The organism is Lutibaculum baratangense AMV1 (assembly GCF_000496075.1).
Taxonomy (GTDB): Bacteria; Pseudomonadota; Alphaproteobacteria; order Rhizobiales; family Tepidamorphaceae; genus Lutibaculum; species Lutibaculum baratangense.
In genome coordinates this window covers 1-24,238 of sequence record NZ_AWXZ01000016.1, presented here as the reverse complement: position 1 = coordinate 24,238, position 24,238 = coordinate 1, and the positions used below count along the sequence as shown (strand labels likewise).

Below are 24,238 nucleotides of genomic sequence, written 5' to 3'. Positions count from 1 at the left end.
AGCCGTCGGTGCGGCGCGTGCTTGTTGTCGCTGCGTCGTCGTCGTTTGAATAATGTATTAATGTATGACAGTATGTTTGACAACGTGGGCCGCGAGGTCGCCGGCGCGCGTGGGAGACAGCGGCCGCAACAGAGCCGCGAAGCACCACAAGGGGAAGAATGACATGAGGGCCTGGAAGTCCATTCTCGCCGGCGCCGCGATGACGGCGGCGGCGCTGACAGCCGCGTCGCCGGGCGTGGCGCAGGATCAGAGCGTCGAAGACCTCTATTCCGGCAACACGCTGACCATTCTGATCGGCCATCCGCCGGGCGGTTCATACGACCTGTACGCCCAGCTCGCCGCGGCGCATTTCGGCCAGTTCCTGCCGGGCGAGCCGAACGTGATCGTGCAGCACATGCCGGGTGGTGGAGGGCGGCGGGCGGCCGCGTACTTCCACAACAACACGGAGCCGGACGGTCTCACCGTCGCGATCCTTCCCGACACGCTCGCCCACATCCAGCTTCTCACGCCGGAGCAGGCGGACTGGGACGCGGCGAAGTTCCGCTATATCGGCCGTTTCGCCCCGGCCAACTCGGCCTTCGCGATCGGCCCGACCGCCCCCATCGACTCCGCCGAGGAGATGAAGGACACTCAGGTCGTCGTGGCGTGCACCGGCAAGGCCGCGCGCAGCGCCCAGATGCCGGCTCTTCTGAAGAACCTGCTGGGCTACGATCTGCGCCTGATCTGCGGCTACAAGGGCTCCGCCGCCTCCAAGCTCGCCACGATCCGCGGCGAAGTCGACATGTTCTCGCAGAACTGGGCCTCCTTCGCGGCCAATGATCAGGCGGATATGGATTCCGGCGACCTGCGCATCATCATGCAGGCGGGCCTCGAGCGCGATCCCGACATCCCCGAGGTTCCCCTGCTTCAGGAGCTGACGGACGACGAGGAGGCGCAGAGGATCCTTCGCTTCGCCTCGTCGGCCGCGCCGATCGGCCGCCCGATGATGGCCGTTCCCGGCACGCCGGAGAACGTCATCGCGGCACTGCGCGAAGCGTTCCAGGAGATGGTGACGGATCCGGCCTTCCTGGAAGACGCCGAGCGGCGCGGCGCCATCATCATCCCTGCCACCGGCGAGGAGGTCGAGACGATCAACGAGGAGATCGTGTCTGCCTCGCCGGAGCTGATCGAGGCGACGCGCAGCGCCATGGACGCCTCCGACGCCGAGGAGACGCAGAATCCCGGCGAGGGCAGCGGCGACTGATCGCGGCTGTCGGGCGTTTCATCTAGAATGTGGATGCACCGGCCCTGCCGGTGCATCCTTCGTTTGTTCTCCTCCTTCCCCACAGAGTTTGCCAGCCGGGCGCCCGCGGTAGACGGATCGTCGGCCCGCCGCAGCTTCAGGAGATGAATTGCATGTCGCTCCCCGCCGCACGCCCGGAGACACGTCTCGAGGACGAGCCGCTCTTGCGCGGCATGGGGCGCTACACCGGCGATCGGCGGCTCGACGACGAACTCGCTCTCGTGGTGGTGCGGTCGGCCTGGGCATGCGGGAGGATCGTCGGCCTCGACGTCGCGGAGGCCCGGCAGGCGCGCGGCGTGCTGGCGGTGCTCACGCCGGACGACCTGCCCGAGGCGTTCGGCCATTTCGCGCCGCGCATCCGCTATCCGGCCCCCGGCGGCGGCGAGATGTACGTGCCGCCGTATCCCGTCCTCACGCGCGATCGTGTGCGCTATGTCGGCGACCCGGTCGCCGCGGTCGTCGCGGAAACCCTTACGCAGGCCGAGGCCGCGGCCGAGCTCGTTCTTCTCGACGTCGAGGAGGAGGACGCGCTGGTCGATCCCGAGGCCGCGACCGAGGAGGCGGCGCCGCCGGTGTGGCCGGATTGTCCGGGGAACGTGGCCTTCCGCCTGGAGAAGGGGGACCGGGCGGAGGTCGAGCGGCTCTTCGCCGAAGCTGCCCACGTGGTTCGGCAGCGCTTGGTCGTGACGCGCGTGACGGCGGCGCCGATCGAGCCTCGCAGCGCCATCGGCCTCTACGATCCGGATGGCGAGCGCTACACGCTGCGGCTCGGCACCCAGTCGCCGCATCGCCTGGGCGAGGGGCTCGCACCTGTGCTGGGGGTCGCACCGGATCGGCTGCGCGTGGTGGCGGAGGATACCGGCGGCTCCTTCGGCATGAAGAACGGCCCGTACCCCGAATATGCGCTCGTGCTGCTGGCGGCCCGGCTGACGGGGCGCCCGGTCCGCTGGAGCGAGCAGCGCAACGAGTCCTTCATGGCAGACAGCCACTCGCGCGAGCAGGTCGTCGAGGCGGCGCTGGCGCTCGATCCCGATGGTCGCTTCTCCGCGCTCGACGTGCGGTCGAAGGCCAATCTCGGCGCCTATCTCGGCACGATGGGCACCCACCCGATGACCGCCAACATAGGCGGCGTGGCGGGCGTCTACGACTTCCGCGCGATCTCGGTGACGGTCGACGGCGTCTTCACGAACACGCAGGGCATGGCGCCCTATCGCGGCGCGGGCCGGCCGGAGGCGACCTACGTGGTCGAGCGGATGGCCGATCTGGCCGCGCTCGAGATGGGCATCGACGCGGCCGAGATCCGGCGCCGGAACCTGGTGCGGCCGGAGCAGATGCCCTACCGCACGCCGCTCGTCTTCACCTATGACTGCGGCGACTTTCCAGCCGTCATGGAGGAGGCGCTCCAAGCGGCCGACTGGGCGGGCTTCGCGGCGCGGCGGGCGGCATCGGCCGAGCGGGGAAGGCTCCGAGGCATCGGCCTCTCGAACCCGATAGAGATCGCGGGCGGGCCGGCGGCGAACCCGAACCCGGAGTTCGCGGCGGTCGGCCTCGCCCCCGACGGGGCGCTCGTCGTCGAACTCGGATCGGGCGACACGGGCCAGGGCCACGCCACGACCTTCGGCGGGCTGCTCTCGGAGCGTCTGGGCATTGCGCCCGCCGCGATCCGCTTTGTGCGCGGGGACACCGCCGAGGTGTCACGCGGGACGGGCACGTTCGGTTCGCGCACGACCGCTGCGGCCGGCACCGCCCTGTCGCGTGCGGCGGATGCCTTCGCGGAGAAGCTGCGGCTGACGGCGGCCGACATGCTCGAAGCGGGACCACACGACATCGAGATCCTCGACGGGCGTGCGAAGATCACCGGCACCGATCGTGCGGTCGGTTTCGCGGAGCTGGCGGCGACCGGCGCCGACCTTCGGGCGGAGGATTTCTCCTCTGCCAGTGGGGCGGCCTTCCCGAACGGCTGCCACGTCTGCGAGGTGGAGATCGACCCCGAGACGGGCGAGACGGAGATCGTCCGCTACACCGTCGTCGACGATGTCGGCACGGTGCTCAACCACACGCTCGTCGACGGCCAGATCCATGGCGGGATCGCGCAAGGGGCGGGGCAGGCGCTCATGGAGCACGTCGTCTACGAGCCGCGCACGGGCCAGCTCGTGACGGCGTCCTTCCAGGACTACGCCATGCCGAGGGCCGCGGACTTTCCCTCGTTCTCGGTCGGGTCGCACCCGGTTCCGACGGCGAACAACCCTCTCGGCGTGAAAGGGGTGGGCGAGGCCGGCGTGGTGGGTGCGCTGCCAGCCGTCATCAACGCCGTCTGCAACGCCCTCGCCGAGTTCGGCGTCCGCCATCTCGACATGCCCGCCACGCCCGAGCGCGTGTGGCGGGCGATCGAGGCTCGCGCGGCGACGTCTGAGGGAGCGGAGGGTCTCGGCCCGCCGCACCGTCGCGGGTCCTTCAGGACGACCTGATCTCGATCTTGCGGGCGTCCTGTTTCGCCTGCTCGGTCTTCGGAAGGGTGATCTCGAGGACGCCGTTCCTGTAGCTCGCCTCGATCTTCTCCCGGTCGACACCCTCGGGCAGACGGAAGCTGCGCTGGTAGGAGCCGTAGTGGCGCTCGGTCACATGCGCCTTCTCGTCGGCCTTCTCCTGCTTCTTCTCGGCCTTGATGCTCACCATGCCGTTCGCGGCGGAGACATCGATGTCCTTCTCCTCGCATCCCGGCAGCTCGACGGCGACGCGGTAGGCCTGGTCCGTCTCGGTGACGTCCATCGCGCCCCAGTTTCCGCCGACCCACTCGCGCACGGGCGCCGCGAGGTCGCTCGCCCAGATGTCGCGGCCGAGGGCGGGGAACCCGGTCTGGAAGTCGTCGACGAGACGCTCCATGCGACGCCGCAGCGCGGCGAAGGGATCGGCGGCGCGGCTTTCGGCCGGCGCTTTTTCGGAGGTTCCGGTAGAGGGGGTGGAGATGGCGGGCTCGGTCATGTCTGCCTCCCTGGCTTCGAACCGATTGACCGGCGCGAGCATGCACCGCACGCGAGAGCCTCACATTGAGAATCCGCAAAGATCGCAGGCGCCCATTCCTCTGCGGTTGATCCAGTCGATTGCGGCATCGCAAGGCGTTCGTTGCGCTTGTGGCTAGTCTTCACCAGCGAAGGAGCAGCATCTGGAGTGCCGGAATGCGGGCGATGGTTCTGGAACGTGCGGGCGGGCTTCTACGCGAACGGGAGATGCCGACCCCGGATCCGCAGCCCCATCAGATCCTTGTGGAGGTTCTTGCCTGCGGCGTGTGCCGCACGGACCTGCACGTCGTCGACGGCGACTTGGCCGACATCCCGTACCCGGTCGTGCCCGGCCACGAGATCGTCGGACGGGTCGTGGCGCTCGGCGAGCGGGCGGGCGCATTCCGGCCCGGCGACCGCGTCGGCATCCCGTGGCTCGGCCACACCTGCGGTGCATGCCCGTATTGTCGCGCGGGCCGCGAGAATCTCTGCGACGCGCCGGGCTTCACCGGCTACACGCTGAACGGCGGATACGCGACCCATGCGGTGGCCGATGCGCGCTACGCCTTCGCCTTGCCGGACGCCTATTCGGACGTCGAGGCGGCACCGCTCCTCTGCGCCGGTCTCATCGGATACCGCACGCTCGGCATGGCGGGCGAGGGCGAGAGGATCGGCATCTACGGCTTCGGCGCGGCGGCGCATCTCGTGGCGCAGGTCGTCCGGCACCAGGGGCGGCGGTTCTATGCGTTCGCGAGCCCGGGCGACACTGCTGCCCAGGATTTCGCGCGGGACCTGGGGGCCGAGTGGGCCGGGGGATCCGACGAGCCGCCGCCGGATGCGCTCGACGCGGCCCTCGTCTTCGCGCCCGTCGGTGCGCTCGTTCCTCGGGCCCTCGCCGCCGTCAGGAAGGGCGGCACGGTCGTCTGCGGCGGCATCCACATGAGCGACATCCCCGCCTTCCCATACCGCCTCCTCTGGGAGGAGCGTGTCCTGCGCTCCGTCGCGAACCTCACCCGTGCGGACGCCGAGGCGTTCCTCGCGCTGGCGCCCCAGGTGCCGGTCCGCGTAACGACCGAGGTCTTCCCGCTAGCCGAGGCGAACCTCGCCCTCGACCGGCTGCGGCGGGGCGAACTGACCGGTGCCGCCGTGCTCGTGCCCTAGCCCACCGACCGCCGGAGCCTCGGCTGGAAGTGCGAGGCGACCGTCGCTCCGGTCGCGTCCGTGCTCCGTCTTCTCCCACCTGAACGGGGCGCGGAAGAACTGCACGAGCGCGCGCAGCGCCGCCGCGGAGACGAGGAGCCAGTAGAACGGCATCGTGACGATCTCGAGCGTCATCTCCCCCATCGGCCGGCGGCGCAGCGCGATCGCCGCCAGGATGAAGGAGGCGATATACGCCGCGAAGAGATTGCCCCCCGCGATCCAGCGGAAGGCGACGTCCGCCCAGTCCTCGCCGCCGAGCAGGAGATCGCCGCGCAGCGTGTAGAGCAGGACCACCGCCAGCGATGCCGGATGAACGACGGCCGAGAGGCCGGGCCCGGCGATCACGAGCTGGAACGCGAGGAAGCGCTTCAGGCCGAGCTCGCGCAGGAGCCGGACGGGATGGCGCATGTGCACGACATAGGTCTGCATCCAGCCCTTCAGCCAGCGCGTGCGCTGCGGGATCCACTGCTCGAGCGTGACCGGCGCCTCCTCCCACGTCGTCGAGGCGATCGTGGCGCAGCGGTGGCCGCCACGGGCGAGCCGGATGCCGAGATCGGCGTCCTCCGTGACGTTGTAGGCGTCCCAGCCCCCGAGTCGCTCGAGGATCTCCGCCTGGAAATGGTTGGACGTGCCGCCGAGCGGGAGCGGCAGGGCGAGCCGGTCGAGATAGGGCAGAATGAGCTCGAACAGCACGGCGTATTCGAGCGCGAACTGCCGGCTGAGCCAGTTGTCCCGCCAGTTGAACATTGTGAGACGCGCCTGCAGGCAGGTGATCTCCGGATGCGCCGCGAATGTCGCGGCTGCGAGCCGCAACTGGCCGGGATCCGGCGCGTCCTCGGCGTCGAAGATGCACACGAGGCTCCCGCGCCGCAGGGTCAGGCCGAAATTCAGGGCCTTCGGCTTCGTCCTCGGCTCGGCCGGCGGCACCACGACGATCTCGAAATGGTCCGGCAGGGCCTGCCGGCCGATCTCGGCGCGCGTCTCGGCATCGTCGCGCTCGACGAGGATCTTGATGTCGAGCTTCGCGCGTGGATAGTCGAGGCGGGACAGGGCGACGATCAGCCGCTCGACGACGCGCGCCTCCCGGTAGAGGGGCACGAGCACGGTGTATATCGGGAGGGCCGCATCCGGCAGCGCGGGCGCCTCGCGGCCGAAGGTGGAGAGCCCCGCGGTCAGGCGAAACAGGACGAGCGAGGAGAAGAACAGCGCGGCGAGCCCGAGTGAGATCGAGGCGGTCGCGATCGGGCTGACGATCAGTCCGGCGGCCAGCGCCAGCGGCACCAGCAGGAGCGCCGTCCGCTGCCAACCCGCCAGCCCTCCGCGTGCCGAAAGCTCGGGCCGGCTCTGGGCGAGACCGTCGCAGGCCTGCGCCAGGATGCGCTCTTCGTCCGTGCGGAGAATGGCGTCTGCATAGGTGCGGGCGGTGACGACGACGATGCTGCGCCCGACGAATGGCCGGGTCGCGAGCGTATGGAGGACGCGGGCGAGATTTTCGCTTTCCGCGTTCACGGCGAAAGCTGTACCGTCCGGCCCCGAGCGGAGGAGCATGAGGCCGATTGCGGCGGCCTCGCGAGGTGCCCGCCGCCGCATGAGGTTTCGAGCGATCGGGTCGGGATGGAGTCTAGTCTGGAAAGTTCCGCTGAGATGGTCGCTCAGGCGGCGGGCATAGCGGTTCGCGTCGATGTGGCCGGAGGCGATCAGCTCGAGCTGGGGACTGGTTCGACGCGCCCGTGCCCGCCGCGCAACCGCCAGCAGCAGCGTGTCACCAAGGTCTCCGCTCAGGAAGGCGAGCTCCGCCGGAAGATCTTCCGAGCCGCGTCCGAGTACACCCCGTCCAGTCTCCGCCCCCATGCGGTCCCGTCCAGCCCGTCGGTTGTCTTCGGGAAGATCATGACCCGGAAGCTGGTTTGATGCGAGTCTATCGGTTCAGTAGTGTCGTTCTTGTGTCGCTTGTACTTCTGGGTATCGGCTGCAGCCTTGGGTTCGTGCCGTGGCTGCAACCGGCAATGGCACAAGACGTGCCCGCAGGAACCGGCGTCCCCAACTATTGGGACAGCTCGCATCGTTACGAGAAGCCGAACCTGTCCGAGATCAGGCGTATCCGCTTTCTGACGGAGGCGGATAACCCGCCGTTCAGCTTCATCGGTGCCGATGGAAATCCGACCGGCTTCCTCGTTGATCTGACGCGGGCCCTCTGCGAAGAAATCCCCGTGCAGTGCACCTTGCAGCCGATGCGCTGGGACGTGCTTCTTCAGGGCATCGAGCGGGGGCTCGGCGACGCGATCATCTCCACGATGGCGATCGACCGGGCGCCGGCCGACCGGTTCATCTTCACGAACCGCTTTCTGGCCCGTCCCGCCCGCTTCGTCGCGCGCCGCGGCACCGAGCTTCGCGATGCCACGCCCGAGACGCTGGCGGGCCGCAGCGTCGGCGTCGTCGCCAGGACGGCTCATGAGGCCTATCTCCGCGACCTCTTCCCGGAGGCCGGCATCGCCCCGTTCGAGACGGCCGAGGAGGCGCGCGAGGCCCTGCGTGGCGAAAAGGTCGACCTGGTCTTCGGGGACGGGATCAACCTCTCGCTGTGGCTCAACGGCGCGGTGTCCGGCGATTGCTGCCGCTTCGTCGGCGGCCCCTTCACCGAGAGCCGCTACTTCGGCGAGGGGCTCGCAATAGCGGTGGCGCCCGAGGGGCGCACGCTCCTGCGCGCGCTCGATTTCGCTCTCGCGCGCGTTCACCGCAGCGGCGAGTACGAGGAGATCTACCGCCGCCACTTCCCGATCAGCTTCTACTGAGCGAGGGTCCACGCCGGCGCGGCGCTTGCCATGCACGTCCAAGGCGCTTAGTTCCTCTCCGGGAGGATGCCGCGTGCGCAGGTGATGGCGCACGGAACGTGTCGACGTCCCGCAAGACCCCGTACCACCAGTGGTGACAGACAGATGAGCACGACGCTCGCCCGCGCCGCCGAGACCGGCGCACGATTTCGCGAACTCGCAGAGGATTGCCGGGCCTGGCCCTTCGAGGAGGCAAGGAAGCTCGCCGCGAGGATCGAGAAATCGGGCAAGACGGACCCGGTGCTCTTCGAGACGGGCTACGGGCCGAGCGGCCTTCCCCATATCGGCACGTTCGGCGAAGTGGCCCGCACCACCATGGTGCGCCATGCGTTCGACGTGCTCACCGAAGGCAGGTATCCCTCGCGCCTCCTGTCGTTCTCCGACGACATGGACGGCATGCGGAAGGTGCCAGAGAACGTGCCGAACCGCGACCTCCTGGCCCGGCATCTCGGCAAGCCGCTGACGAAGGTGCCGGACCCCTTCGGGACCCATGAGAGCTTCGGCCACCACAACAACGCCATGCTGCGCTCGTTCCTCGACGCATTCGGCTTCGACTACGAGTTCGCGTCGGCCACCGAGTACTACGCGCGCGGGCTGCTCGACGAGAAGCTCCTCGTGATGCTCGAGCGCTACGACGACGTGATGGCGATCATGCTGCCGACGCTGCGGGAGGAGCGGCAGAAGACCTATTCGCCGTTCCTGCCCGTCCACCCCGAGACGGGCGTCGTCATGCAGGTCCCGGTCGAGGAGGTGCATCCGCGGGCAGGCACGATCGTGTGGACGGATCCCGACACCGGCAGCCGCTTCGAGACGCCGGTGACGGGCGGCCACGCGAAGGCGCAGTGGAAGCCCGACTGGGCCCTGCGCTGGGCGGCGCTCGGCGTCGACTACGAGATGAGCGGCAAGGACCACATCGACAACATGAAGACGTCGTCGAAGATCTGCCGCGTTCTCGGAGGCATGCCGCCCGACGGCTTCAACTACGAGCTCTTTCTCGACGAGAACGGCGAGAAGATCTCGAAGTCGAAGGGCAACGGCCTGACGATCGAGGAGTGGCTGCGCTATGCGAGCCAGGAAAGCCTCGCCCTCTTCATGTACCAGCGGCCGCGCGAGGCGAAGAAGCTGCACTGGGACGTCATCCCTCGCCACGTGGACGAGTATTTCCAGCTCCTGTCGGGCTATGACAGGCAGGACGAGAAGCAGCGCCTCTCGAACCCCGTCTGGCACATCCACTCCGGCAATCCGCCGGAGATCGAGATGCCGGTGTCGTTCGCGCTGCTCCTGAACCTCGTCTCGGCCTCGAACGCGCACACACGCGACGTGCTCTGGGGCTTCATCGGCCGCTATGCCCCGGGCGTGACGCCGCAGAGCCACCCGCATCTCGACGCCGAGGTCGGCTACGCCATCCGCTACTACGAGGATCACGTCGCGCCGACGAAGACCTACCGCGCGCCCGACGAGGTCGAGCGCGAGGCGCTGCTCGGGCTCGACGAGGCGCTCGCGCGCCTGCCGGAGGGGGCGGACGCCGCCCATATCCAGGACGCGATGCTCGACGTGGCCCGGCCGATCGAGCGGTATCAGGACCAGAAGAAGAAGGGCCCGGACGGTGGACCCGGCGTCTCGGGCGCATGGTTCAACATGCTGTACGAGGTGCTCCTGGGCCAGAGCCGGGGGCCGCGTTTCGGCTCGTTCGTCGCCCTCTACGGGATCGAAAACACCCGCGAGCTGATCAGGCGGGCCCTGGCCGGCGAGCTTGCCGCCACTCAGTCCTGACCGGCGGCGGCCGTCTCTCCTCCCGGCCGCCAGCGGGCCTGATATAGGCCCAGTCGTTCCCGTTCGGCCGTCTCCGACAGCCCGCCATAGGCGTCCGTGGCGGGCTTCGCCCAGCCACGGGCGACGAGCCACTCCGCCAGGTCGTCGTCGCCGGAGCGGCAGTCCGCCGTGAAGGCGCCAGCGTCGCCCGCGATCCGCTCGCAGTCGACCGCCCGGCCGCGCAGGAACAAGGCGAGCGCACCCTTCGCCGCGCGGCCGCAGGGCCACTCCGCGCCCGTTTCGTCGGTGCAGGTCGCGTCCGCGGCGGGTGCGTCGATGCGCGCGAGGCGGATCGTGCGATCGCCCGCGACCAGCGTGCCGGCGTCCTCGACGATCACGCGGAAGAAGCGCTCGGCGGTCTCGCCTTCCGAATCCTCGCCCGTGGCGGCACCGTCCTCATCGGCTTTGGCGCGAGGCGGCGCGCCGGGCTCCGGCGTGATCTCGACGCGCGGGGCGGTGATTGGCCCGGAGAAGACGGCCCCGGACGTGACGTCACGGAACGCCCGGCGCTCCCTCACGGGGGCGGCATCCGTTTCGGGCGCGCCGTCAGCCGGTTCTGCGGCCTCCTCGGCAGGCGCCGTCGAGGTGGTCGAGACCCTCGCGGGCTCTCCCGCCTCCTCGTAGAAGGTCGCGACACGGTAGCCGGCGAGGAACATCGCCGCCAGAAGCACCGCTAGCACCATCGTTCGGAGCACGTTCGCCGGACCTCCCCACTCTCCCTCGGCGCCATAACCCCCTGGCGGCCCGAACGTTCCGGGGCCGCTACTGGCTCGCCCAGATGATACGCGCGATCCACTCCACGTCCGAGAGCGGAAGTATGCGGTGCTCGTGGGCCGGGTTGATCGAGTGCAGTTCCACCACGCGGGCACTCCGTCGCGCGAGGATCTTCGCCATCACCTCGCCCTCCCGCGTCTTGACGATCACCCGGTCGCCGCGCCGGACGCTCGCGGCCGGCGACACGATCACCACGTCGCCGTCGCGGTAGAGAGGAAGCATGGAGTCGCCGCTCACCTCGAGCGCATAGGCATGCGCGTCGGAGACCGCCGGGAACTCGACCTCGTCCCAGCCGGAGCCGACGGGGAAGCCGCCGTCGTCGAAGAAGCCGCCATGGCCCGCCTGGGCGAGGCCGATGAGCGGCACCGGTCGAGGCGGCGCCAGATCGCCGGCGACGTCCCGGGTGAAGGCCATGAAGTCTTCGATCGATGTGCCGGTCGCGGCGAGGATCTTCGAGATGCTTTCCGTGTTCGGCCAGCGCAGCCGGCCGTCGGCCGTCTGGCGCTTGGACTTGTTGAAGGTGGTGGGGTCGAGCCCGGCCCGCTTCGCGAGACCCGACGGGGTGAGGGCATGGCGATGCGCGAGGGCGTCGATCGCCTGCCATATCTGCCGGTGCGACAGCATGGGCCGCTCCTTGGGGGGTAGGGGAGTGAATTTTTTCTTTATCTAGGAATTATCCCCGCGCCGCGCCACTGTCCACCCGGTGCTGCGTGACAACTTCTTGAAGCGCGCCCGCCTGCGCAGTAGCTTCGGCGCGTCCGAGGCAGCGGAGTTCTCATCCCTCGTGCCATATATCGTCTACAAGATCTGCAGTGCCGACGAATGGCGGACGGCGGAAGAGCGGGGCGAGTTCGACGGCAACCCCGACGACGAACGTGACGGCTTCGTGCACCTGTCGAACGCGGACCAGGTGGAAGGAACGCTCGAGAAGCACTTCGCCGGGCGGAAGGACCTCGTCCTCATCGGGTTCGATGCCGACGCGCTGCCGAGCCTGAGGTGGGAACCGTCGCGACGCGGCGAGATGTTCCCGCACCACTACGGGTCGCTTCCGCTGGCTGCCGTCTTCTCCGTGGAGCCGATCACCGCTCCGGACGACGGCGAAGCGGCGGAGGAGGCGTGATCTCCGGGCTTTACGGGCTGGCGCGACCATTGCTGTTCCGCCTCGACCCGGAGCAGGCGCACGGCCTCGCGATCCGGGCGCTGCGCTCGGGCGCCGTCAGGACGCATCCCGAGCCGGCCGATCCACGTCTGCGCGTGACGCTCTGGGACCTCGATTTCCCGAACCCGATCGGCATGGCGGCCGGCTTCGACAAGAATGCCGAGGTGCCGGGGGCCGTTCTCGATCTCGGCTTCGGCTTCGTCGAGGTCGGCACCCTCACGCCGCGCCCGCAGGCCGGCAACCCGAGGCCGCGCATGTTCCGGCTCGTCGAGGACGGGGCGGTGATCAACCGCCTCGGGTTCAACAACGAGGGCCACGAGGCCGCGCTCCGAAGGTTGGAGACGCGGCAGCGCAAGGGCATCGTCGGCGTGAACATCGGGGCGAACAAGGACACGGCGGACAAGGCCGCCGACTATGCCGCCGGCATCGCCGTCTTCGCGCCGGTCGCGTCGTACCTGACCATCAACATCTCCTCGCCGAACACGCCGGGCCTCCGCGACCTTCAGCACGAGGCGGCGCTCGATGATCTGCTCGGCCGCTGCGTGGCGGCCCGGGATCAGGCGCGGGAGGTGGTGGAGCGGCGGGTTCCGCTCCTCCTGAAGATCGCCCCCGACCTCGACCAGGCGGCATGCGACGGCATCGCCGAGGTGGTGAGCAGGCACGCGATCGACGGGTTGATCGTGTCGAACACGACATTGGAACGGCAGAACCTGGCGAGCGCGCATGCCGCGGAGGCCGGCGGGCTTTCCGGAAGGCCGCTGTTCCGCCTGTCGACGGAGGTGCTGGCGCGCATGCACCGCCGCCTGCCCGACCTGCCGCTGATCGGCGTCGGCGGTGTCGACTCGGGCGCGGCGGCCTACGAGAAGATCCGGGCGGGCGCGAGCCTCGTGCAGCTCTACACCGGCCTCGTCTACGAGGGCTACGACCTGCCGCGGAGGATCTGCCGCGACCTCGTGCGCTGCCTGCGCCGCGACGGCTTCTCGAGCGTCGCGGCGGCGGTCGGAACCGCTGCGTGAGCGGCGGGCGGGCCCGCGGGCCTCGCCCTTTCCGGCCTCATCCCTGGCGCATCTTCTGCGCCATCACGGAGATCGTCTGCACGTAGACCGAGGCCTTGTTCCACTTGCGCAGGACCTCGTAATTGTGCGTGCCGGGCTCCCAGCCGGCACCCGGCTGCCAGCCATAGGCCTGGAGATAGCTGGCGGTCGACCAGAGCACGTCCGGCACCGAGCGGATGAGGTCGCGCCGGCCGTCGCCGTCGCCGTCGACGGCGAACTTGATGTAGGACGAGGCCAGGAACTGCGTCTGCCCGATCTCGCCGGCCCAGGCGCCGATCATCCGGCTCGGCTGCATGTCGCCACGATCGACGATCATCAGGGCGTGGATCAGCTCGTTCGTGAAGAAGTCGGAGCGGCGGCAGTCATAGGCAAGTGTCGCGAGCGAGCGGAAGATCGACATGTTGCCGCTGTCGCGGCCGTAACCGGTCTCGAGGCCCCAGATCGCCATGATGATCTCGGGTGGCACGCCGGTGCGCTGCTCGATCCTGCCCAGCATCTGGCCGTGGTTCTGGATGTGCTTGCGGCCCTGGTTGATCATCGCGTTCGACACGCGCTTGGCGTAGAACTCCTCGAAGGACAGCCTGAACGACTTCTGGCCACGGTCGAGCTTGATCACCGTCGGATTGTAGGTCACCCCGTCGAGGGCCGCCGAGACCGCGCGGGGGCTGATGCCGCGAGCCACAGCCTCCTGCTTGAACTGCGAGAGCCATGTCGAGAATCCGCCAGGGCCGTCGCCGCACTGCGCGGCTTGAGCCGTGCTCACGCCGAAAAACAGGCAGAGGGCGAGGATCGAGGCTCCGAAAGTGGTCTTCCGCATCGCGGGTCTCCGTATCAGGACTGCTGCACGCTTATCTGGGAGTATGGCGGCATTCGGCCAGTGGGACATCTGACACCCGCGTTATCGATTAACGGGCGAGGCGTCGCGGCACGGGCGACGACAGGAACGGGCCACGCGGCGCTCGCTGGCCGGCAAGGTGAACGGTCAACATGAAGCCCAAAGCCATCTCCGGCGGCGACAGGGTCGCGAAATCAACCACTTGTGTCCGGACGCAACATGCAGCGTCCACCTGCAGCCGGTACATGAATCCGAGAGCCGCTTTCCGCGGTCGATCTGCCCGGCATTCCGACCTTTTCGGCCGATCCGCCACATGATGGCCCTACCTGAAGTTCCTCACATGAAGCCGAAAGTCGTCCACCACGACGCGATCGTCGCCCAGCTCCCGGCCGGACACCGGTTCCCGATGCACAAATATCTCAGGCTGGCGGAGGTGCTGGTCGAGGAGGGCGTGGTCGGGCCGGAAGGGTTCGTGCGGCCGGGCGAGGCACCCGCCGAATGGCTCGCCCTCGTCCACGACCGCGCCTATGTCGACGCCGTGCTCGGCCTCGCCGTGCCGCGGGAGCGGCAGCGCGAGATCGGCTTTCCCGTCGAGGCGACGGTCATGCGGCGCTCGCGCCTCTCCGTCGGGGCGACCGTCGTCGCGGCGCGCATCGCGCTGGAGGAAGGGATCGCCTGCACGACCGCCGGCGGGAGCCACCATGCCCGAAAGGCCGGCGGCGCCGGCTTCTGCGTCTTCAACGACGTCGCGGTGGCCGCCCGGCTCCTCGTCTCGGACGGATCGGTCGGGCAGGTGCTCGTCATCGACTGCGACGTCCACCAGGGGGACGGCACGGCCGAGATCTTCTCCGGCGACGACAGCGTCTTCACCTTCTCGATCCATGCCGAGCGGAACTATCCCGCGCTCAAGGTGCCGGGCGATCTCGACGTCGGCCTGCCCGACGGCACGGGGGACGAAGCCTATCTCGAGGCGCTGGCCGAGATCCTGCCGCAGCTTCTCGACCGCGTGGCGCCCGACATCGTGTTCTACAATGCGGGCGTCGATCCCCACCGCGAGGACCGGCTCGGCCGGCTGTCGCTCACGGACGAGGGGCTCGCGGAGCGGGACCGGCGCGTCGTCGGACTGGTCCGGGAGCGCGATATCCCGCTCGCCGGGGTCATCGGCGGCGGCTATTCGACCGATCTCGATGCGCTCGCGCGCCGCCACGCGGGGCTGCACCGGGCGGCGGCGCTCGGCTGAGGCAGGCTCCCCCTCGGCGCTCAGTGCCGGAAGTGGCGCATGCCCGTGAAGACCATGGCGATGCCGTGCTCGTCGGCCGCTGCGATCACCTGATCGTCGCGCATCGAGCCGCCGGGCTGGATGACGGCCGTCGCGCCCGCCTCGATCGCGGTCAGGAGGCCGTCGGCGAAGGGGAAGAAGGCGTCCGAGGCGACGACCGAGCCCTTCGTCAGCGCGGCGTCGAGCCCGGCCGAAACGGCGGCGTCGGCGGCCTTCCGGGCGGCGATGTGCGCCGAGTCGACCCGGCTCATCTGCCCCGCGCCGATGCCGGCCGTGGCGCCGGCCCGCGCGTAGACGATCGCGTTCGACTTCACGTGCTTGGCGACGCGCCAGGCGAAGAGGAGGTCGCGCAGCTCCTCGTCCGTCGGCGCGCGCTTCGTCACGACCTGCAGGTCCTGCGCCGTGATGCGGCCGTTGTCGCGCGACTGCACGAGATACCCGCCGGCGACGCTGCGGACGGCGAGGCCGGGCTCCGCCGGATCCGGCAGGCCGCCCGTCACGAGGAGCCGGAGGCTCGGCTTCGCCGCGACGATTTCCGCCGCCTCCTCGCTCGCGCCGGGCGCGATGATGACCTCGGTGAAGATCTCGGTGATCGCAAGCGCCGCCTCCGCGTCGAGCGGACGGTTCGTCGCGACGATGCCGCCATAGGCGGAGACCGGGTCGGTGCGCAGCGCGCCCCGATAGGCCTCGACGAGCGTGTCGCCGAGCGCGACGCCGCAAGGGTTGGCGTGCTTCACGATGACGACCGCCGCACTCTCCTCGGCCGGGAACTCGGCGACGGCCTCGAAGGCCGCATCCGTGTCGAGGAGGTTGTTGTATGAGAGCGCCTTGCCCTGGAGCTGCCGCGCCGTGCCGACACCCTCGCGCCCGGGGCCGCCCTTGTAGAAGCCGGCGAACTGGTGAGGGTTCTCGCCATAGCGCAGGGAGCCGCTGCTCGTGCCGACGAAGACCCGCGTCGTGGCGGCGTCCTCCCCCGTCTGGCGGGCGAGCCAGGCCGCGATCGCGGCGTCGTAGGCGGCGGTGCGGGCGAAGGCCTTCGCCCCGAGGCGCCGGCGGAGCGAGAGCGGCAGGCCGCCGCCATTCGCCCGCAGCGCGTCGATCACCTCGCCGTAGTCTTCGGGATCGACGACGACGGCGACGGAATCCATGTTCTTCGCCGCCGCCCGCGTCATGGCGGGGCCGCCGATGTCGATGTTCTCGATACCGGTCGCGAAGTCCGCGCCCGCCGCGATCGTCTTCTCGAAGGGGTAGAGGTTCGAGACAAGGAGGTCGATCGGCTGGATGCCGTGCTCTTCCAGCGTCGCCATGTGCTCGGGCTTCGAGCGGTCGGCGAGGAGCCCGCCATGGATGCGCGGGTTCAGCGTCTTCACGCGACCGTCGAGCATCTCCGGGAAGCCGGTGACCTCCGCGACGTCGATCACCTTCGCGCCGCTCGCCGCGATCGCCTTGGCGGTGCCCCCGGTGGACACGATCTCGACGCCCTGCTCGGCGAGGGCGGCCACGAGCGCCTCGAGCCCGGCCTTGTCGGAGACGGAAACGAGCGCGCGCCTGACGGGCAGGATCTGGTCTGTCATCGGGGACGGTCCGGCTGTGGTGACGATGCCGCGGGCCTTAGCATGTTGCGCCGCGGCGGTCACGCTGCCGGCTCTCTACGGCTTCAGTCCTCGCTCCGCTCGTCGAGGGGCACGTCGCCCGGCACGTCGCGATCGAAGGTGGGCGGTGGCGGCGGGGGAGGTGCTTCCGTCTGGGGCTCGGCGAGCGGCAGCTCCGGTGCCGGCGCCGGACGCGGCGGGCGCTTGGAGGCATGGGCCCGCTCGAGGCGCCACGAGACCTTCGGCATCGCGGCGCAGCTTCCGTGGAGCACGATCTGCTCGGCGCGGCGCGGCAGGTCGAACCCGCCGAGGAAGATGCTCTCCTCCAGCCGCGGTGCGACGTCGGGGGAGGTGAACTCCCAGGCGTCGCCCTTCGGCGTCATCAGTATGATGCTCTCGCCGTCGCGCGTCTGGCTCGCGCGCACGTTCGGGTGGAGATGGAAGCGGACGGCGAAGGCATCCTCGCCGCGGTGCCGGCGGCCGGCCTGGTGGAAGACCTCCTCGCCGTCGATCGAGGAGCCCATCGCGTCGAGCGTGAGGCGGCGTTCATGGACGATCCCGAAGGTGCCGAGATAGCCGTCATGGCTCGCGCGAACCGTCTGCTCCTCGTCCTCCGTGCGCTCGACGGGCACGTCGCGGGGGCCCGCGAGCACGAGCGGGCCGAGGCGGCGCGTGAGGAAGCGGCCGGAGGCGAAGCGGGCGCTCGAGGTGTCGTTGATCGTGACGGTGGAGTGGGCGGCGGTGGAGCGCGCGACACGCTTCCAGCCGGGCTCGGCGTGGAGCGGGCTGCCGCAATTGACGATGAGCCGGCAGCCTCCGCTCGAGAACTCGAAGGCGAGGCAGCTCGCGGTCGCCTCGCCGCTGACGACGGGCGGGGGCGGCTTGCCCGTGTCGACGATCACGACGGATCCGCGCGCCTGGATGCGCTGATAGCCGGAGAAGGCGGCGTTGGAGACCGGCGCGCCGAGCGCCTCGTCATAGGCCAGGAGCGTCGCCAGGAGGTCGGCCGGGGTCGCCCCCATGCCGTTGAACTGCGCGAGGGCGCCGTCGGCGTGCCGGAAGAAGCGCAACATCGGCATCATCCGGTCGATCGTCGAGATCAGCACCTGCGGCGGCTGCGTGTCGCGCGCCGAGAAGGTCTGGCGCAGCGGCAGGAGGTCGACGAGGAGCTCGATCAGGATGCGCGGGTTGCGGCTGACATGGCCGCCGTCCGGCAGGATCTGCGCCTCGAGCTCCTCCGTCAGCCAGCGCGTCGCGCGCTTCAGGAGGCGCCCACGCCCGGACATGCACAGGCCGGCGTGGCAGAGGGCGATCGCCGCGGTGACCCGCGGTGCGCCGGCACGCGTCTCCGAGCCGGCGCGGTAGAGGTAGCGCGCCTGCCTCGCCAGCGAGCGCATGAAGCGGCGGTAGAGCGTGCGGTCGGCGCCCGAAAGGATGAGCGGAGAGTGGCTGAACCAGGCGATCAGCCGTCTCGCGACGACCTCCGGCTCCCACGCGATCCGGTGGTAGCGCCCGAACTCGGCGATCCAGTCGGAGACGAGCGCGCGGGCCTGGCTGCGGGCGAGCTCGGTGTCGGCGGCGCGGAGATGACGAAGCCAGCCGAAGCCGTGCAGCTCCCGCGCCCATTCGAGGCTCGGCGGCTCGGCGGAGAAGGGGGAGCGGCCCTGCGTCTCTCCCACCCTCCCTGCGAGGGGGAAGCGGCCGGAGTAGATCTCCTCGGCCACGGTGGGGTCGGCCGTCCGCAGGTCCTGCGGCGCGACGATGAGCCGCTCGGCCGCGCCGCCCGAGAAGCGCCAGCGATAGAACGGGCTCGCATAGATCGTGCCGAGCACGGCACGAAATTCCTGGCCGGCGACGAGCGCGCCGAGCCTGAGCCGGTCCTGAAGGGCAGATCTTGCCATGATCGCCAAGCGCCGCCGGCCCCTCCCTGAAGCGCGATTCGCGGTTTGGTTTCCCGAGTCTTAACCGGGCAGGGGCAAAGGAATGGTAAACGGATCAGGCGGTTGGACGAAGCCCGGCTTTCGTCCGTTCCCGTTCCGGGACTTCGCCTCACGCGGCGGGCTGCCAGCCGAACCCGTAGATGAGGACGAGGAGCAGGAGGCCGAGCGCGATGCGGTACATCACGAAGGGGAGATAGTCCGCGCGGCGCAGCCAGCTCATCATCAGCTTGATCGCGACATAGGCGGCGACGAAGGCGACGAGGCCGCCCAGGATCGCCTCGACGGTGAGCCTCGTGTCGCCGCTCCTGTAGAGGTCGAGCGTCGCGAGCAGGCCCGCGCCGAGGATCGTCGGCAGCGAGAGAAGCGTCGCGAAGCGCGCCGAGAGCGGCCTGTCCATGCCGAGCGCCCGCCCCGTCGTCATGCAGATGCCGGAGCGGCTGACGCCGGGGATCAGGGCGAGGCACTGCAGGAGGCCGACGATGACGGCGTCGCGCACGAGGAGGCGGTGCGCGCTCGTCACCGTGACGACCTGCCGGTCGGCGACCCAGAGAAGGATGCCGAAGAGGATCGTCGTCCAGGCGATGATCTGGGTCGAGCGCAGGAGCTCGGTGACGAGGTCCTTCGCGAGGAGGCCGACCACCATGATCGGGATCGTCGCGATGACGAGGAGAAGCAGGAAGTGGAAGCGCTCGCCGAAGCGGCCGCGGATGCCGTCGAGCGCGCCATGGGCCATGTCGACGACATCCCGCCAGAAATAGACGACGACGGCGCCGAGCGAGCCGATGTGCAGCGCGACGTCGAAGGCCAGCTCGTCGGCGGGGCTCGCCGTCCACTCGGCGACGCCGAGCGCGTTCATCAGGTCGCGCCCCAGGATGAGATGCGCGGAGGAGCTGATCGGCAGGAACTCGGTGACGCCCTGAACGATCGCGAGAAAGACGATGTAGACGATGACCATGGTCTGGCACCTGCGGCGGGCCTGCGAGAGAGCTGCCCCCGCCCGCCGGCCCATGGCCGGCACGCGGAAGGCTCACCGTTCTCCTCCCACCGGCCTTTCGGGATGGTTAACGGATCCTTGTCGTCCCGAAGGTCAGGCCAGCCGCCGCAACCGCGTGGCGAAGAAGCCGTCCATGCCGCCCTCGACGCCCGGCGACCGGCAGGGAAGGGTGCGCAGGTCGCCCTGCGGCGTCAGGCAGTCGGCGGAGATGCCGAACTCGCCCGGCACGAGCGGCATCCGCTCGGCGTCGCCCCGGGCCAGAGCGCCGGCGACCTGCTCCTCGCCCTCCTCGGGCTCGAGCGAGCAGGTGGCGAAGACGATCGTGCCGCCGGGACGGACGAGGGAGGAGGCGTGCTTCAGGAGGGCAGACTGAAGCGAGGCGAGCTGCGCCACGTCCGCCGGGCGCCGCTGCCAAGGCACGTCTGGATGGCGGCGGATCGTGCCGGTGGCGGTGCAGGGGGCGTCGAGAAGCACGGCGTCGAAGGGCTCCGCCGGCCGGTAGTCGAGGATGTCGGCGACGACGGTCTCGGCCTGGAGCGACAACCGGGCGAGGTTCTCGCGCAGGCGGGCCATGCGATCCTCCTCGCGGTCGACCGCCGTCAACAGCGCGCCGGCGGTCACGAGCTGCGCCGTCTTGCCGCCCGGCGCGGCGCAGAGATCCGCCACGCGCTTGCCTCGGACGTCGCCCAGGAGGCGGGCGGGAAGGGCGGCGGCCGTGTCCTGCACCCACCAGGCGCCGTCTTCGAAGCCCGGCAGCGCCGTCACGTCGCCGGCCCGGGCGAGCCGCACGGAGCCGGTGGCGGTCACCGCGCCGCCGAGGCGTTCCGCCCAGGACGCGGGATCGGCCTTGACCGTCAGGTCGAGCGGCGGCTCGACCATATGGGCCGCCGTGATGGCGGCGGCGGTCTCCTCGCCATAGGCGCGCGCCCAGCGCTCGCGCAGCCAGGACGGCGTGTTCACGGCCTCGCCGATCTCGGAGAGCAGCGCCTCGCGATTGTCCGAAAGACGCCGCAGCACGGCGTTGATGAGGCCCTTGCAGCGCGCGGTGTCGCGGCTGAGGGCCGAAAGGCGGACGGAGGAGTCGACTGCCGCGTGGGCGGGCGTCTCGAGGAACAGGATCTGGCAGGCGCCGATCGCGAGCAGCGCCTCGAGCCGGCTGCCGCGGTGCGGGGGGCGGTCCATGAAGCGCTTCAACGCGGCGCGGATCTGGCCGAGGCGGCGGACCGTCTGGGTCGAGAGGTTCTTCACGAAGGCGCGGTCGCGCGGCTCGAGGCCGGCCGGAAGCGCCACGGCGTCCGGATCCTCCGGAGCGCGGTCGCTCAGCGCCTGGAGCACGAGGTGGAGCGCGGCGCGGCGCGCGGCGAGGCCGCTTTCGCCCGTGCCGCGCTCGGCGTTGCCGGCATCGGCCTTCGTCATCGGTGCAGGTGCAGCCATCAGCCCCAGGGCCCCCGTCGCGTGGCACCCTGCGCGGTGCCGGCCCAGGGCCCCTGCCGCGCCGGCTCGGCGTCACGGGGCGACCACGAGCCGCCCGTCCCGCCGCCCGGCTGGCCAGCCGCCATCTCGCGCAGCTTCGCGATGCGGCTCTCGGTCGCCGGGTGCGTGGAGAACAGGCTGTCGGCGCCGCGGCCGGAGAGGGGATTGATGATGAACAGGTGCGCCGTCGCCGGATTGCGCTCGGCCGACCAGTTCGGGATGCGCTGGGCGCCGGCGGCGATCTTCGCGAGGGCTGAGGCGAGCCACATCGGGTTGCGGCAGATCTCGGCGCCGATGCGGTCGGCCTCGTACTCGCGCGAGCGGCTGATCGCCATCTGCACGATCATCGCCGCGATGGGCGCGAGGATCGCGATCAGGATCGTGCCGACGAGGCCGAGGGGGTTGTTGCGGTTGCCGCCGAAGAACAGCGCGAAGTTCGCGAGCATCGAGATCGCGCCGGCGATCGTCGCGGTGATCGTCATGATCAGCGTGTCGCGGTGCTTCACGTGCGCGAGCTCGTGGGCCATCACGCCGGCGAGCTCCTCGTAGCTCAGCGACTGCAGGATGCCGGTCGTCGCCGCGACGGCGGCGTTCTCGGGGTTGCGGCCGGTCGCAAAGGCGTTCGGCTGTGGGTTGTCGATCACGTAGACCTTCGGCATCGGCAGCTCCGCGTTGCGGGCGAGCTCGGCCACCATTCCATACAGTTCTGGCGCCGAGCGCGCATCGACCTCGCGCGCGCCGTGCATCGACAGCACGATCTTGTCGGAGTTCCAGTAGCTGAAGGCGTTCATGCCGAGCGCCACGACGAAGGCGATCATCATGCCGCCCGTGCCGCCGATGAGGTAGCCGACGCCCATGAAGAGCGCTGTCATACCCGCGAGCAGGATCGCGGTTCTCGCGTAACCGGCCATGATGTCCGTGAGCCTCTCCAATCGGTCTCGTCCGCGCGTATATGTTGGGCACGCGCCCCGCATCTACAAGAATCCGAAGGGAGTTGCCGGAATGAGCGAATCGAAAGAGCCCGAAGCCGTGCGCCGGTGGCGCGCCGAAGCCGCCCGGCGCGCGCTCGCCGAAGCCGAGGAGCGGCGGGCCCGAGAACGGCCCGAGGAGCGTCCGAAGGAGGTGAACGGGCGGTCCGGTCCGGAGCCGACGCGGTACGGCGACTGGGAGAAGAAGGGCATCCTCAGCGACTTCTGAGGCCGCCGGGGGCTCTCCGCCTCGATGCGAGGGGCGGAGGGCGGCGGACGCCACGTAGCTCAAGAAGATCCTCGTCTGCAAGAAGATGAAGGCCGGCGGAATGTAAGGAATCCGACCAAGGACGCGAAATCCCTTGCCTAGCCTGTATTCTGCGCCGTCAGGAAGAGGATTGTGGCCGAAATCGGAAATAAGTGAGGAACAGCGTCGGGGGGTAACTCTTTCCTGCCCCAAGCCAGCTCGCCACCCCGGTGACAGGGCCTTCGAAGCTGGACGAAACATCAACAGGAGAGAGCAACATGACCTACAAGACCATCTTCGCGGCGGCGCTTGTCGGCAGCACGGCGCTCGCCCCGGTGGCCATCGCGCAGACGCAGACCGGGCAAAGCCAGAACCAGGCCACGCAGGCGCAGACCGGCCAGGCCGGGAACGCGCAGCTCGAGCAGCAGCTCGCCAACGATCCTTGCGGCGTCCTCGTGCGCTTCGCCGAGACCCATGGCGAGAGCGTCGACCTGAGCGCGGACGAGGCCGAGGAGATCGCGGCGCGCGGCAACGACGAGGAGTGCCGCAACGAGTTCCAGCAGGCGACCGCGGACTTCGAGCGCGACGATGAGGGCCGCATGGTCGACGCCGACGGCAACATCATCGTGACGACGCCGGAGCCGCGCGTGACGGTCGACCAGCCGGAGCCCGAGGTGACCGTGAGCCAGCCCGATCCCCGGGTGAACGTCACGCAGCCGCAGCCCGAGATCATCGTGCGCCAGGCGCAGCCGACCGTGCGCTTCTCGATGCCGGAGCCGACGATCCGCATCGACCAGCCGCAGCCCGAGATCATCGTCCGCATGCCTTCGCCGGAAGTGGACGTCGAGACGTCGCAGCCGCAGGTCGAGGTGAGCCAGGCGCAGCCGCGCATCAGCGTCGAGCAGCCGCGTCCGCAGGTCCGCGTCGAGATGCAGGAGCCGGAGGTTCAGCTGCGCGAGGGCGAGCAGGACCAGGCGCAGGTTCAGCTCCGCCAGGGTGAGCCGGTCGTCCGCATGCAGGAGGACGGCGACGGCGAGGCCGACGTGAACATCGAGCGGGCCCAGCAGGCGAACGTGCGCTACGAGCGCAGCGAGCCGCAGGTCGAGTTCGACGCGCCGGATCGCGCGAACCTCGAATACACCCAGTCCGGCGAGCCGAACGTCCGCTACGAGCAGATGAGCGCGGACGAGACGCGTCAGGCCGGTGAGCGCCAGCAGGAGGAGGCGCGCCAGCGCAGCCAGCAGGCCGAGACCCGGCAGGCCGGCACGGAGCAGCAGGCTGCCACGGCCGAGACGGAGCGGACGCGCGACCAGCAGGCAACGACGCAGCAGACCCAGGTGAACCAGGGTCAGCAGCAGGCGGCCACGCGCCAGGACGATCCGTACGCCTCGCTCCGCGCGAGCGGTGAGGAGGTCGCCACGGGTGCGGCGCAGCCGATCCGGGTCGAGACGCTGGTCGGCGCCGATGTGATCAACATGCAGGGCGAGGATCTCGGCGAGATCGAGCAGGTCGTCACGCAGGGCGCCGAGCGCTACGTGATCATCGGCCACGGCGGCTTCCTCGGCATCGGCCGCGATCAGGTGGCGATCCCGCTCGACCGCATCTCCATGCGCGGCGACGAGGTCGTGCTCCGCGGCATGACCGAGGAGGAGATCGAGGCGATGCCCGAGTACGACTGGAACTCGGACCAGGAGCTCGCGAGCGACGAGCAGGTCCAGGTGACGTCGATCGAGCAGCAGTAAGCCTGCGACGATAGCGACTCGAGGGGCCGGCGGTTTTACCGCCGGCCCTTCAGACT

20 protein-coding genes are annotated in these 24,238 nt (G+C 69.9%); 10 read left to right on the top strand and 10 right to left on the bottom strand.

The annotated features are described in order from the left end of the window. Positions 1-163 precede the first annotated feature (163 nt). Both N177_RS04955 and N177_RS04950 read left to right on the top strand, forming a co-directional pair. Positions 164-1,243 carry a Bug family tripartite tricarboxylate transporter substrate binding protein gene (locus N177_RS04955; RefSeq protein WP_023431152.1) on the top strand — a complete coding sequence of 360 codons (1,080 nt, stop codon included), beginning with the start codon at positions 164-166 and terminating at the stop codon, positions 1,241-1,243. A gap of 152 nt (positions 1,244-1,395) precedes the next feature. Beyond that, positions 1,396-3,750 (top strand): xanthine dehydrogenase family protein molybdopterin-binding subunit, encoded by a 2,355-nt coding sequence (locus N177_RS04950; RefSeq protein ID WP_023431151.1) that lies wholly within the window; start codon positions 1,396-1,398, stop codon positions 3,748-3,750. Here the strand turns inward: N177_RS04950 and N177_RS04945 are convergent. Next, complete coding sequence (locus N177_RS04945; RefSeq protein WP_023431150.1) at positions 3,737-4,264, bottom strand: Hsp20/alpha crystallin family protein; 528 nt, start codon at positions 4,262-4,264, stop codon at positions 3,737-3,739. The genes N177_RS04950 and N177_RS04945 overlap by 14 nt on opposite strands. Before the next feature lie 194 nt (positions 4,265-4,458). On the opposite strand from N177_RS04945, the gene N177_RS04940 reads away from it, so the two are divergent. Then, positions 4,459-5,442 carry a zinc-dependent alcohol dehydrogenase family protein gene (locus N177_RS04940; protein ID WP_040485185.1) on the top strand — a complete coding sequence of 328 codons (984 nt, stop codon included), beginning with the start codon at positions 4,459-4,461 and terminating at the stop codon, positions 5,440-5,442. Here the strand turns inward: N177_RS04940 and N177_RS04935 are convergent. After that, a complete protein-coding gene (locus N177_RS04935; protein ID WP_081718373.1) occupies positions 5,368-7,332 on the bottom strand; it encodes a glycosyltransferase in 1,965 nt (654 codons plus the stop codon). The genes N177_RS04940 and N177_RS04935 overlap by 75 nt on opposite strands. Before the next feature lie 155 nt (positions 7,333-7,487). On the opposite strand from N177_RS04935, the gene N177_RS04925 reads away from it, so the two are divergent. Together N177_RS04925 and N177_RS04920 are read left to right on the top strand one after the other, a co-directional pair. Continuing rightward, on the top strand, positions 7,488-8,273 hold the full coding sequence (locus N177_RS04925; protein WP_040485183.1) for a transporter substrate-binding domain-containing protein: 786 nt from the start codon (positions 7,488-7,490) through the stop codon (positions 8,271-8,273). Positions 8,274-8,417: 144 nt separating this feature from the next. Beyond that, on the top strand, positions 8,418-10,085 hold the full coding sequence (locus tag N177_RS04920; protein ID WP_023431146.1) for a lysine--tRNA ligase: 1,668 nt from the start codon (positions 8,418-8,420) through the stop codon (positions 10,083-10,085). Here N177_RS04920 and N177_RS20480 read toward each other — a convergent pair. Together N177_RS20480 and N177_RS04910 are read right to left on the bottom strand one after the other, a co-directional pair. Next, a complete protein-coding gene (locus N177_RS20480) occupies positions 10,076-10,819 on the bottom strand; it encodes a thermonuclease family protein (protein ID WP_152527843.1) in 744 nt (247 codons plus the stop codon). The two genes, N177_RS04920 and N177_RS20480, sit on opposite strands and share 10 nt — an antisense overlap. A 67-nt stretch (positions 10,820-10,886) precedes the next feature. After that, positions 10,887-11,522 (bottom strand): S24 family peptidase, encoded by a 636-nt coding sequence (locus tag N177_RS04910; RefSeq protein WP_023431144.1) that lies wholly within the window; start codon positions 11,520-11,522, stop codon positions 10,887-10,889. A 160-nt stretch (positions 11,523-11,682) separates the two neighbouring features. Between N177_RS04910 and N177_RS04905 the strand changes: the two genes are divergently transcribed. Both N177_RS04905 and N177_RS04900 read left to right on the top strand, forming a co-directional pair. Further along, positions 11,683-12,018 (top strand): DUF952 domain-containing protein, encoded by a 336-nt coding sequence (locus tag N177_RS04905; RefSeq protein WP_040485199.1) that lies wholly within the window; start codon positions 11,683-11,685, stop codon positions 12,016-12,018. Further along, positions 12,018-13,073: a quinone-dependent dihydroorotate dehydrogenase gene (locus N177_RS04900; protein ID WP_040485198.1), complete on the top strand. Its 1,056-nt coding sequence runs from the start codon at positions 12,018-12,020 to the stop codon at positions 13,071-13,073. Before N177_RS04905 ends, N177_RS04900 begins: the two co-directional genes overlap by 1 nt. A 37-nt stretch (positions 13,074-13,110) precedes the next feature. On the opposite strand, the gene N177_RS04895 is transcribed toward N177_RS04900, so the two are convergent. Then, entirely contained in the window at positions 13,111-13,929 is an 819-nt protein-coding gene (locus N177_RS04895) for a lytic murein transglycosylase (protein WP_023431141.1), read from the bottom strand. A 358-nt stretch (positions 13,930-14,287) separates the two neighbouring features. On the opposite strand from N177_RS04895, the gene N177_RS04890 reads away from it, so the two are divergent. Then, complete coding sequence (locus N177_RS04890) at positions 14,288-15,187, top strand: histone deacetylase family protein (RefSeq protein ID WP_040485182.1); 900 nt, start codon at positions 14,288-14,290, stop codon at positions 15,185-15,187. Positions 15,188-15,207: 20 nt separating this feature from the next. Here N177_RS04890 and purH read toward each other — a convergent pair whose 3' ends face one another. From purH to htpX, 5 genes are all read right to left on the bottom strand, one after another. Continuing rightward, a complete protein-coding gene (gene purH / locus N177_RS04885) occupies positions 15,208-16,800 on the bottom strand; it encodes a bifunctional phosphoribosylaminoimidazolecarboxamide formyltransferase/IMP cyclohydrolase (protein WP_023431138.1) in 1,593 nt (530 codons plus the stop codon). 83 nt (positions 16,801-16,883) lie between these two features. Continuing rightward, on the bottom strand, positions 16,884-18,719 hold the full coding sequence (locus tag N177_RS04880; RefSeq protein WP_081718384.1) for a heparinase II/III family protein: 1,836 nt from the start codon (positions 18,717-18,719) through the stop codon (positions 16,884-16,886). A 148-nt stretch (positions 18,720-18,867) separates the two neighbouring features. Continuing rightward, complete coding sequence (locus N177_RS04875; RefSeq protein ID WP_023431136.1) at positions 18,868-19,713, bottom strand: undecaprenyl-diphosphate phosphatase; 846 nt, start codon at positions 19,711-19,713, stop codon at positions 18,868-18,870. A 132-nt stretch (positions 19,714-19,845) separates the two neighbouring features. Continuing rightward, the gene (locus N177_RS04870) at positions 19,846-21,186 is read right to left on the bottom strand and encodes an RsmB/NOP family class I SAM-dependent RNA methyltransferase (protein WP_023431135.1); all 1,341 of its coding nucleotides are present in this window, start codon (positions 21,184-21,186) and stop codon (positions 19,846-19,848) included. Further along, a complete protein-coding gene (gene htpX / locus N177_RS04865) occupies positions 21,186-22,136 on the bottom strand; it encodes a zinc metalloprotease HtpX (RefSeq protein WP_040485196.1) in 951 nt (316 codons plus the stop codon). The genes N177_RS04870 and htpX overlap by 1 nt, the downstream gene beginning before the upstream one ends. 91 nt (positions 22,137-22,227) lie before the next feature. On the opposite strand from htpX, the gene N177_RS04860 reads away from it, so the two are divergent. Continuing rightward, positions 22,228-22,422, top strand: coding sequence for a DUF1674 domain-containing protein (locus N177_RS04860; protein ID WP_023431133.1), 195 nt, complete (start codon positions 22,228-22,230; stop codon positions 22,420-22,422). A gap of 296 nt (positions 22,423-22,718) precedes the next feature. Continuing rightward, on the top strand, positions 22,719-24,182 hold the full coding sequence (locus N177_RS20475; protein ID WP_023431132.1) for a PRC-barrel domain-containing protein: 1,464 nt from the start codon (positions 22,719-22,721) through the stop codon (positions 24,180-24,182). The last annotated feature ends 56 nt before the right edge of the window (positions 24,183-24,238 follow it).

Coding starts and splice junctions, on each gene's coding strand:
- N177_RS04955 (WP_023431152.1), top strand. CDS start 164: ATGAGGGCCTGGAAGTCCATTCTCGCCGGCGCCGCGATGACGGCGGCG.
- N177_RS04950 (WP_023431151.1), top strand. CDS start 1,396: ATGTCGCTCCCCGCCGCACGCCCGGAGACACGTCTCGAGGACGAGCCG.
- N177_RS04945 (WP_023431150.1), bottom strand. CDS start 4,264: ATGACCGAGCCCGCCATCTCCACCCCCTCTACCGGAACCTCCGAAAAA.
- N177_RS04940 (WP_040485185.1), top strand. CDS start 4,459: ATGCGGGCGATGGTTCTGGAACGTGCGGGCGGGCTTCTACGCGAACGG.
- N177_RS04935 (WP_081718373.1), bottom strand. CDS start 7,332: ATGGGGGCGGAGACTGGACGGGGTGTACTCGGACGCGGCTCGGAAGAT.
- N177_RS04925 (WP_040485183.1), top strand. CDS start 7,488: ATGGCACAAGACGTGCCCGCAGGAACCGGCGTCCCCAACTATTGGGAC.
- N177_RS04920 (WP_023431146.1), top strand. CDS start 8,418: ATGAGCACGACGCTCGCCCGCGCCGCCGAGACCGGCGCACGATTTCGC.
- N177_RS04910 (WP_023431144.1), bottom strand. CDS start 11,522: ATGCTGTCGCACCGGCAGATATGGCAGGCGATCGACGCCCTCGCGCAT.
- N177_RS04895 (WP_023431141.1), bottom strand. CDS start 13,929: ATGCGGAAGACCACTTTCGGAGCCTCGATCCTCGCCCTCTGCCTGTTT.
- N177_RS04890 (WP_040485182.1), top strand. CDS start 14,288: ATGAAGCCGAAAGTCGTCCACCACGACGCGATCGTCGCCCAGCTCCCG.
- purH (WP_023431138.1), bottom strand. CDS start 16,800: ATGACAGACCAGATCCTGCCCGTCAGGCGCGCGCTCGTTTCCGTCTCC.
- N177_RS04880 (WP_081718384.1), bottom strand. CDS start 18,719: ATGGCAAGATCTGCCCTTCAGGACCGGCTCAGGCTCGGCGCGCTCGTC.
- N177_RS04875 (WP_023431136.1), bottom strand. CDS start 19,713: ATGGTCATCGTCTACATCGTCTTTCTCGCGATCGTTCAGGGCGTCACC.
- N177_RS04870 (WP_023431135.1), bottom strand. CDS start 21,186: ATGGCTGCACCTGCACCGATGACGAAGGCCGATGCCGGCAACGCCGAG.
- htpX (WP_040485196.1), bottom strand. CDS start 22,136: ATGGCCGGTTACGCGAGAACCGCGATCCTGCTCGCGGGTATGACAGCG.
- N177_RS04860 (WP_023431133.1), top strand. CDS start 22,228: ATGAGCGAATCGAAAGAGCCCGAAGCCGTGCGCCGGTGGCGCGCCGAA.
- N177_RS20475 (WP_023431132.1), top strand. CDS start 22,719: ATGACCTACAAGACCATCTTCGCGGCGGCGCTTGTCGGCAGCACGGCG.